The organism is Neisseria sp. HMSC069H12 (assembly GCF_001812735.1).
GTDB lineage: Bacteria > Pseudomonadota > Gammaproteobacteria > Burkholderiales > Neisseriaceae > Neisseria > Neisseria subflava.
In genome coordinates this window covers 1-6,779 of the sequence record NZ_KV810274.1, presented here as the reverse complement: position 1 = coordinate 6,779, position 6,779 = coordinate 1, and the positions used below count along the sequence as shown (strand labels likewise).

At 49.7% G+C, this 6,779-nt stretch carries 4 protein-coding genes and 3 pseudogenes; 1 reads left to right on the top strand and 6 read right to left on the bottom strand.

The features are described from left to right. Positions 1-149, top strand: a pseudogene (locus HMPREF2872_RS11585) (IS5/IS1182 family transposase); the annotation flags it as partial. 146 nt (positions 150-295) lie between these two features. Here HMPREF2872_RS11585 and HMPREF2872_RS05710 read toward each other — a convergent pair. The 6 genes and pseudogenes from HMPREF2872_RS05710 to rffG form a co-directional block, all read right to left on the bottom strand. Then, positions 296-1,337, bottom strand: a pseudogene (locus HMPREF2872_RS05710) (capsule biosynthesis protein); the annotation flags it as partial. A gap of 137 nt (positions 1,338-1,474) precedes the next feature. Then, a pseudogene (locus tag HMPREF2872_RS05705) lies at positions 1,475-3,589 on the bottom strand (capsular polysaccharide biosynthesis protein). Between the two features lie 34 nt (positions 3,590-3,623). Next, positions 3,624-4,163, bottom strand: a complete 540-nt coding sequence (rfbC, locus tag HMPREF2872_RS05700; RefSeq protein ID WP_070631932.1) for a dTDP-4-dehydrorhamnose 3,5-epimerase — start codon at positions 4,161-4,163, stop codon at positions 3,624-3,626. A 53-nt stretch (positions 4,164-4,216) separates the two neighbouring features. Next, positions 4,217-5,083: a glucose-1-phosphate thymidylyltransferase RfbA gene (rfbA, locus tag HMPREF2872_RS05695; protein WP_070631926.1), complete on the bottom strand. Its 867-nt coding sequence runs from the start codon at positions 5,081-5,083 to the stop codon at positions 4,217-4,219. 53 nt (positions 5,084-5,136) lie between these two features. After that, positions 5,137-5,508 carry an adenosylhomocysteinase gene (locus tag HMPREF2872_RS05690; RefSeq protein WP_191620682.1) on the bottom strand — a complete coding sequence of 124 codons (372 nt, stop codon included), beginning with the start codon at positions 5,506-5,508 and terminating at the stop codon, positions 5,137-5,139. 54 nt (positions 5,509-5,562) lie between these two features. Then, positions 5,563-6,627 carry a dTDP-glucose 4,6-dehydratase gene (rffG, locus tag HMPREF2872_RS05685; RefSeq protein WP_070631923.1) on the bottom strand — a complete coding sequence of 355 codons (1,065 nt, stop codon included), beginning with the start codon at positions 6,625-6,627 and terminating at the stop codon, positions 5,563-5,565. Positions 6,628-6,779 lie beyond the last annotated feature (152 nt).

Here is a 6,779-nt window from a genome sequence, read left to right as displayed (position 1 = left end):
AAGCTTCGGTACGCTGCACCGTAAATTCCGCTTATGCGCGGGCAGCCTATTTCGGACTAATTAAAGTGAGTGCGCAAAGCCATCTGAAGGCGATGTGTTTGAACCTGTTGAAAGCGGCTAACAGGCTAAGTGTGCCTGTTGCTGCCTAAAAGGCGGCCGGATGCCCAATTATGGGGCGTCCGGGGAGGATTAAGGGGGCATTTGGGTAGAATTAGGAGTGATTTGGGGAGGGAAATAGCCGAAAACCTGTGTTTAGGTTTCGGCTGTTGGGGGAAGGACTTTTTTGCAAAGGTCTCATATTGTGAATCAGTCCGGACAGGCCGCTGGTACTGTTGATGGTGACCATACCGAGGCCATGGCGCAGGAAAATGGGCAGGGGGACATCATGGACGTAAGTCACGCGGCCTTTGAGTTCGGGGTGTTCTTTGATAAAGCGTTTAATGTCACGCCAGTAGTCGATAAAGCCGCGGTCCATCGGATGATGCTTGATGATGATGTTGGTATCGGCAGGCGCGTGTTCGGCAAATGAACTCAAAACATGGAGCAGGAAGCTGCGGACGCTGGGAAAGTCGCAATGGATACGGACTTGGCTGTCGTTGAATACCTGCAGGGGAACAATAAAAAACTTGCCGTATTTGCCTGCTTCCACACGTTTGGCGATTTGGATGTCTTCAATATAGTAGTTCAAACGCTTGAGGATGGAGAGCGACCACAGTTTGAGGTAATGGCCGGCATTGGGCGCGCGGTGGTGGATGTAGTCGGGGTATTTGCGTGGGTTGCGGAACAACTCGATATAGTAACGGATGGCGTTTTTTGCCATGGGCGTAAAACCGCCGCGTACCGGCGTTGGCGCTTTATATTCTTGCTGGGCAAGCTTAGGGAATTGTTCAAGAAAAAAGTCGGCACGGCGAGGCAGAGGGGAGAATGCGTTGACGCCGTCTTTTTCTAAGGTGATGTAGTAGGGGCGGAAATAGCCTTCTTCAAATGCCCAGAAACTGGCTTGGTTTTCGTTTGCAATGCGTTTTGTAATGACGTGATAAGGGCGTGTGTCACCAAAGCAGACAACGGCCTGGATGTGATGTTGAACGATGTATTCTTGCAAAAATTCAGGAAAGGCCTCGTAGTCGTCGTTAAAAACAACGGTATGCGATTGAGTGGGCGGATAAAAATAGTCGTCGCCTGCATTAAAGTTGAATTTATGTACGGTTTTACCGTTTTCAGTCAGCCAGTCGGCAAGGCGCAGAAAAAAAATTGCCGACAGGGCCTTGAAGCAGCAGGATATTTTCTGCGCTTTCAAGCAGGTTTTGCAGATTGTTTTTGAGGACGGTCTGTTTCATGTTGCAATGTGGTTTTGTTTTTTTATGTAATAGTTTTAGGTTGAATTTTCAAGCACACGCCAAGAGAATTAACGATGCAAAGGCAATGATGACGCAATAGAGGCAAGTTTATGATGCATTGTTAATTTATATGGTATTTATTTGAAAGAACGATATAGTTGTTTGATTTTACCTAATTTTTTAGCAAAGTACCCGCGATGTAATCCGTTGTTGTTTTTTTGCATATTTTTTTGACGTATCAGGATTTGGGCTGCGGTTTCCACATTGATGGCCTGATGGGTTTCGGGGTGGATATAGTCGGGGTAGTGGATGAGCGTGCCTGCAATCAGCTTCCAAAGCTCAAGCCTGCGGCTGCAGCGCGGAATGGGCAGCAGATCTTGGGTAAGCCCCCAGCCTGCATAGAAATGCAGGCCGTAGCAACTGACTTTTTTGCCGCGCAACAAGGCTTCAAAACCGGTTAGCGAAGTCATGGTATGTACTTCGTCTGCGTATTGGAGACAGGTCAGGATGTCGGCTTGCTCGGCGGTTTGGTTGGCATATCGTGCCGTATCATCAGGGGAAATATGGCCGATGCGGTTACCGCTGACTACATCGGGATGTGGTTTGTAAATGATATAGGCATTGGGATTGCGTTCGCGTACGGTACGGAGCAAATCCAGATTGCGATAGATTTGGGGTGAACCGTAGCGGATAGACGTGTCATCTTCAACCTGGCCGGGAACGAGGATCACGGTTTTGTCGGTTGAAGGGGCGGTAAAATCTGAGCTGACGACGTTGTATTTGCTGATGTGGTTTTCGGTCAGCATTTTTGCAACTTCAAGGCCGTCTGAAAGTCTTGCTCGTCGAAGTTTTGGTTTTGTAGGATGTGTTCGAGACGGGACGGGGTTTCGGCATTGAAGTAAATACCCATATCGTCGGTAACGAGCGACAGCGGCGGCACTAAGTTGGAGCTGAGTCCGACCGAGCGGATAAAGCCGTCTTCCATGCGCAGCAGGGGGATGTGGTGTTGTTCGTCAAAGCGGACGATGGCCTCTTTGCCGTTGCCCCAAGCAAGGATGCGTGTATCGTCGGACAGTTTGACCCCGGCCAGTTTTTGGGTGGAAGAGATAAATTTCAGACGGCAAGAGGGTACGTTAAAGAACGGTTTGGCAACCGCGCGTTTCCACAAAGACATGCCGACGCAATACAACTCGCCACGCAATTTGTCGTTTTTGCGTTTGACCGTTGCCAGATAGTCGATGACATCAAAGAGGCTGCCTGCTTCGCCGGTATTGGGATTGAGGTAGCGGCTGTATTGAATATAAGCTGCTACGAAGAGCTGCAGCAAGTTGCGGGGGGCGCGGCGTTGGGTTTGAACAAGGCTGTCGATTTTTGGGTGGCGTTCGTCGCTTACGCCCCATCCGGCATACCACGGCAGGCCGAAAGTGGTCAGCGGTTTGTCGCACAAAAGCGCCTCAAAACCCATTTGCGAAGTAACGCAATAAACTTTATCGACGTTTTGCAACAAAGAAATCGGGTTGATGTCTTCTGCCAGAAGATGGACGCGGTGTTGCTGCGCCAGTTGGGTCAGATAGCCTTGTTTTTTGCCGCACAAAACATCGGGATGGGTTTTGACCCAAATATCGGCTTGCGGGTTTTCATTTAAAGCCGTCTGAAACATCAGTTCAAACGTAGAGGCGTCTGCACCGCCATATTAGATGGCCATATCGCCGAAGGTTTGGTCGATAATGAGGACGGTTTCAGACTTGGATGGGGAGCGTAAGGGATGATTGTCTGAAAGTTCGGGCGCGTGGTTGTATTTGGACAGGTGGTGTTTTAGGATGAAATCCATCGCCTGCCGCGCCTGAGCCAAGGTTTCAGACGGCATGACATCGGCGGCAAGAATCAGTTGTTCCAAACGCGAAGGACGTGTGGTGTCGTAGTAGATGCCGATGTTGTCATAGACGATGGAGTAGGGGGGATAACCGGCGACTCCCAGGCCGAGCGAGCGTAAAAAGCCGTCTTCCAAAGCAATAAAGGGAAGCTGGTGTTCGGCGGCAAAAGCACGCGCTTTGTGTGTCGTCGGGCGCAAACCCCAGCCGACAACAGCCTCTGCTCCTTTTCCGTCTTTGCAGATATGAAACTCAGGCAATAGGGTGGAGAGATGGGGGATTTTGCGGATGCCGTGAGAGGGGATGTAGGCGTTTTTCACAATGCGTTTTCGTCGATTACTGTTATTAATGGATTTGTAGGCCGTCTGAAAAGAGGAACATTCTTTCAGACGGCCTGAATTATTTTTAAAACTTTTTAAAACGTGACTGCTTCGGCCAATACTTTGCCTGCCAAGTCTTTAGGCGACAGGTTCGGCTCGCCTTGCAACGGCCAGTCGATGCCGACGGTCGGATCATTCCAAATCAGCGAGTGTTCGGCTTTTGGGTTGTAATAGTTTGTACATTTGTAGACGAACTCAGCTTCATCGCTCAGTACATAGAAGCCGTGAGCGAAACCTTCGGGTACCCACAGTTGGCGTTTGTTTTCTGCGGACAGAATCTCGCCTACCCATTTGCCGAAAGTGGGAGAGTCTTTACGCATGTCAACAGCCACGTCAAATACTTCGCCGACAACCACGCGTACGAGTTTGCCTTGTGTGTTTTCGGTTTGATAGTGCAGGCCGCGCAATACGCCTTTGCCGGATTTGGAGTGGTTTTCCTGCACGAAGGTGCGTTCGCAGACTTGGGTTTTAAACCACTCGTCGCGGAAGGTTTCCATAAAAAAGCCGCGTGCATCGCCGAAGACTTGCGGCTCAAGCAGTTTTACGTCAGGAATGGCGGTATCAATGATGTTCATCGTTTTATCTTTCATCTAAAGGCCGTCTGAAAAGTTTCAGACGGCCTCAAACATTATTTTTTCAACAGGCGCAGCAAATATTGGCCGTATTGGTTTTTCGCCATCGGGCGCGCCAGTTCTTCCAGTTTTTCATCGGAAAGCCAACCGTTGCGCCAAGCGATTTCTTCCAGGCAGGCGATTTGCAGGTCTTGGATGTTCTGCACGGTTTGGACGAATGAGGCGGCTTCGTGCAGGCTTTCGTGCGTGCCGGTATCCAACCAGGCAAAGCCGCGTCCCAAAAGTTGGACGGACAATGATCCGTCTTCCAAATACATTTGGTTGAGGTCGGAAATTTCCAATTCGCCGCGGGCGGACGGTTTGATTTGTTTGGCGAACTCGACGACGCGTTGGTCGTAGAAGTACAAGCCGGTTACCGCCCAATCGGATTTGGGTTGTTGCGGTTTCTCTTCGATAGACAGGGCGTTGAAGTTTTCGTCAAATTCAACCACGCCGAAACGCTCGGGGTCTTTGACCTGATAACCGAATACGGTTGCGCCGTGGGTCTTGGCGGCGGCCTGTTTCAATGTTTGCGTAAACGATTGACCGTAGAAAATATTGTCGCCCAAAACCAAGCAGACGTTGTCGTTGCCGATAAATTCTTCGCCGATGATAAATGCCTGTGTCAAGCCGTCCGGACTGGGTTGAACGGCATAGCTGATGGAAATGCCGAAATCGCTGCCGTCGCCGAGCAGGCGTTTGAAAGAGGCGTTGTCTTCAGGCGTGGTAATTACCAAAATATCGTGGATTCCTGCCAGCATCAATACGGACAGGGGATAGTAAATCATGGGCTTGTCGTACACAGGCAGCAGTTGTTTGGATACGCCGCGCGTGATGGGGTAGAGGCGCGTGCCGCTGCCGCCGGCAAGGATGATGCCTTTCATGGGTTTTCTCCTGAGTAGTGTGTGTTTGCGTGATTTTCAGACGGCCTTCGGTTTTAAAGAGGCTTGCCGTTTATCATGCCAAAGAAACTTTTGATATCGAAATAAATAGAACGGATGTCTCCGGCTTCATTTTGAACGTCGAGACGGTCATAGACGCTGTCATTTTGCTCTATCAGGGCTTGTCTGACTACGCGATATTCAGGCATGTTTTCTTCAATCCAGGAATATTCAGCGGCAATGCCACGCATAGTGTCGTTTTCGATGATGACAATTGCCTTTTCGATGGAGCTACCATCGGCTTTTGTTGTCTTCTGAACTGTTGTTTGTGCGGCATGATGTCGTGTTTCTTTGGCCGAAATTGGCGCAGAGACAAACAAGGCAGAGGTCAAAGTTGCTAATAAGAAAATGCGGGATAGAGAGTACATGGATATTCCTTTGTATGATGAAGCTTAATGTTTTCAATGGAAGGATTGCATGGCTTACAACTTACCTAAACGCTCTAAACGATAGCTGCCGTTCAATACGTTTTGCCACCAGGTTTTGTTGTCCAAATACCATTGCACTGTTTTGCGGATGCCGGATTCGAACGTTTCCTGTGGTTTCCAGCCCAGCTCTCTGCCGATTTTGGCAGCGTCGATGGCGTAGCGTACGTCATGGCCGGGGCGGTCTTGTACGAAAGTAATCAAATCTTCATACCGAGCCACACCCACCGGTTTTTCAGGAACAAGCTCTTCCAGCAGGGTGCAGATGGTTTTGACGACTTCAATATTGGCTTTTTCATTGTGGCCGCCGATATTGTAGGTCTCGCCGACAACACCTTCGGTAACAACCTGATACAGCGCGCGCGCGTGGTCTTCGACAAACAGCCAGTCGCGGATTTGCATACCGTCGCCGTAAACGGGCAGCGGTTTGCCGTCAAGCGCGTTCAGAATCATCAGCGGAATGAGTTTTTCCGGGAAATGGTAAGGGCCGTAGTTGTTGGAGCAGTTGGTTACGATGGTCGGCAAACCGTAAGTACGCAACCATGCGCGGACGAGGTGGTCGCTGGATGCTTTGGAGGCAGAGTAGGGGCTGGACGGCGCGTATGGTGTGGTCTCAGTAAACAAATCGTCTGTGCCGTGCAAATCGCCATAGACTTCATCGGTAGAAATATGGTGGAAACGGAAGGCTTCGCGCTTTTCAGACGGCATTTGTTGCCAGTAGGCGCGAGCCGCTTCAAGCAGATTGAATGTACCGACGATATTGGTTTGGATAAACTCGCCTGCCGAATCGATAGAGCGGTCGACATGACTTTCCGCAGCCAAGTGCATCACGGCATCAGGCTGGTGTTGTGCGAATACGCGGTCGAGTTCGGCGCGGTCGCAAATATCCACTTGCTCAAAAGCATAGCGAGGATTATTGGCTACCTCGGTCAAAGATTCTAAATTGCCGGCATAAGTCAGTTTATCGACATTGACGACAGAGTCTTGGGTGTTTTGGATAATATGACGGACAACGGCAGAACCGATAAAGCCCGCACCGCCGGTAACAAGGATTTTTTTCATAAGTTTCAGAGGATAGTCAAAATAATATAAACAGATTATAGCAGACAGAAAGTGTGTTTTTCAGATAAAGAGGCCGTCTGAAAACATCTCTTTCAGACGGCCTGTATCAGGTCAACTTAATTGTAGGAAAACGTTGCGTTGTTTACACCACA

Bases quoted from the DNA above. Each gene is read 5' to 3' on its own strand.
- rffG (WP_070631923.1), bottom strand. From the start codon at position 6,627: ATGAAAAAAATCCTTGTTACCGGCGGTGCGGGCTTTATCGGTTCTGCC.
- rfbC (WP_070631932.1), bottom strand. From the start codon at position 4,163: ATGAACATCATTGATACCGCCATTCCTGACGTAAAACTGCTTGAGCCG.
- rfbA (WP_070631926.1), bottom strand. From the start codon at position 5,083: ATGAAAGGCATCATCCTTGCCGGCGGCAGCGGCACGCGCCTCTACCCC.
- HMPREF2872_RS05690 (WP_191620682.1), bottom strand. From the start codon at position 5,508: ATGTACTCTCTATCCCGCATTTTCTTATTAGCAACTTTGACCTCTGCC.